Source organism: Gottfriedia acidiceleris (genome assembly GCF_050457485.1).
In the GTDB taxonomy this organism is placed as follows: Bacteria; Bacillota; Bacilli; order Bacillales; family Bacillaceae_G; genus Gottfriedia; species Gottfriedia acidiceleris_D.
Genome location: NZ_JBCMJM010000045.1, coordinates 1 through 2,187 on the forward strand (window position 1 = coordinate 1; position 2,187 = coordinate 2,187).

The window sequence follows — 2,187 nt, forward strand, 5'->3', positions numbered from 1 at the left end:
GCCATACCCTATAGGTTTATCTTTTGATCTATTAAAATCTTACGGACTACTTCAATTCACCGAACCATTTTTTAATTAGTTTATCAACAGTTCCATCTTCTTTTAATTCTTTTAGTGCTTTATCAAATTTAGGTGTTAATTTACTACCTTTTGGAAGAGCTACTGCTGAACCAGATTGTTCAAAGAAATCTTGCATTAATTCCCCTTGCATTTCAGGTAATTTATTTAGATATCCACTAGCTACAGATTGTTCGATAACAACAGCATCAAATCTACCAGCTTTTAATTCTTCTACCATCTCAGGAATACGGTTACGGTTTTCAACTTTAAATCCAATCTTTTTAGAAACTTCAATTGCTTTTGTTTCTTGAATTGAACCAGCTTGGACTCCGACTGTTTTTCCTTTTAAATCTTCAACACTTTTAATGTTTGAATCCTTATTTACAACTATTTCATTTTGATCAGTGAAGTATGGTTCAGTGAAATCTGCATTTTTTGCACGCTCAGGTGTCTTTTTCATACCGGCCATAATAAAATCTACTTTATCTGCATTCATCGCAGTAATTAATGAGTTAAAATCAATATCTTTTACTTTAATTGTGTATCCAGTTTTTTTACCAAGTGCTTTGGCTAAATCAACATCAAACCCGACTATTTTGTCATTTTTTGTGTCAATAAATTCATAAGGCTTATAATCCGCACTTGTTCCTAAGATTAAGGTTTTATCATCTGACTTGTTACAAGCAGATAACATTCCAATTGATAATGCTGATGCAGCTAAAACTCCGACTATTTTTTTCATAAATGCTTCCCCCTAATTTTTTAAAAATTCAAACTTATTATTTATATTATCTTTATTAGTATTCTATTAAACAACCATTTTTTTTGAATGAATAATTATTCCACAAAATGAATTTTAACACATACTAATAAATATGCAACTATATTTTTCAGCATTTCGACAAAAAAATCAGATATAGCTTAATTTTACAGGGATATTATAAAAAATATTTTTTTATTAATATTCATTATTTTTATATATTTATTCAATCAAGTGAATGATATTGTTGTTATTAGACTTTTCAAACCTTTCAAAAAGTTTTCGACAAATCTCGCGAATCACTACATTTTTCATTACCGAGCACTTCAATTCCCCCAAATTTAAGCGTTTTCATAATTATTCATAAAAAAAACACCATTGTGGAAATGGTATTTTCATAAAAATGATTACATTATTCATTTATAAATTATTTTATTATATTAATACTTCTTCTTCTATTACTACATCAACAACCTTATTTTCCTTATAATAAAAGGAATAATGATGATTTCGCTCGTTATTTAATAGTATTGGAAGAAAATAAGGAATACACTCTCCTACTCCTTGATTTTTTTCATCTATTACCCAATTAATTTTTTTCCAATCTAAAATTCCTTCATCTGTTTTTAAAGGCGTATCATATTTTAAGCTATTAGCAACCTCGGCCAGAAATACATACATACCTCCGAAATTCACATCTTCTTCATGCCAAGTCACTTTACCTTTATAAGTTATATCTTTTTGCTCAATATGTATTCCGGTTTCTTCTTCAATCTCTCTTTGTACTGATCTATCGATTGTTTCCCCTTTTTCAATTTTTCCACCAACACCATTCCAAATTCCCATTGTAGGAGGATTTATACGATTTAACATTAGTAGTTCATCATTTCGTTTGATAAAACATAAAGTATATTTCACAATTTCCCACTTACCTTTCAAACATATTAGTAAATTTTATTCCTATTAATTATGGCATAATTTGCTATTAATTTGTTCGCAAAACAACTTTACTAATTTTTTAGAATATTTTAAAATTTAATTAATATATTAGTACTACAAAGGAGAGGTGTGTTGTGGATCAATCAAATATTATCGATTTAAGCCAATATAGAAAATTAAAAAAACATAGATCAGAATCCTTCGCTTTTCGGGTTAAATATGATGAAACAGCATATAAGGATGCATTAATGTTTTTAATTTTTACATGCTCTTTAGCTGCATTATCTTTCTTTTTTATCTTTTATTTTATTTACAACATAATTAATTAAAACGCTTCATTTAAATCACAGTTTACATAATATTAATATTATACACAAAAAAAGTACAAAAATTTATGGAAATCCCCCCCATAAATTTTTGTACTTTTT

3 protein-coding genes are annotated in these 2,187 nt (G+C 27.5%); 1 reads left to right on the plus strand and 2 read right to left on the minus strand.

From position 1 onward, the window contains the following. Window positions 1–46 precede the first annotated feature (46 nt). Complete coding sequence (locus ABEY15_RS24285; RefSeq protein WP_429892506.1) at window positions 47–802, minus strand: transporter substrate-binding domain-containing protein; 756 nt, start codon at window positions 800–802, stop codon at window positions 47–49. A 453-nt stretch (window positions 803–1,255) separates the two neighbouring features. Next, window positions 1,256–1,738, minus strand: coding sequence for an NUDIX hydrolase (locus ABEY15_RS24290; RefSeq protein ID WP_429892507.1), 483 nt, complete (start codon window positions 1,736–1,738; stop codon window positions 1,256–1,258). 155 nt (window positions 1,739–1,893) lie between these two features. On the opposite strand from ABEY15_RS24290, the gene ABEY15_RS24295 reads away from it, so the two are divergent. Next, on the plus strand, window positions 1,894–2,088 hold the full coding sequence (locus ABEY15_RS24295; RefSeq protein ID WP_429892508.1) for a hypothetical protein: 195 nt from the start codon (window positions 1,894–1,896) through the stop codon (window positions 2,086–2,088). The last annotated feature ends 99 nt before the right edge of the window (window positions 2,089–2,187 follow it).

Bases quoted from the DNA above. Each gene is read 5' to 3' on its own strand.
- ABEY15_RS24285 (WP_429892506.1), bottom strand. From the start codon at position 802: ATGAAAAAAATAGTCGGAGTTTTAGCTGCATCAGCATTATCAATTGGA.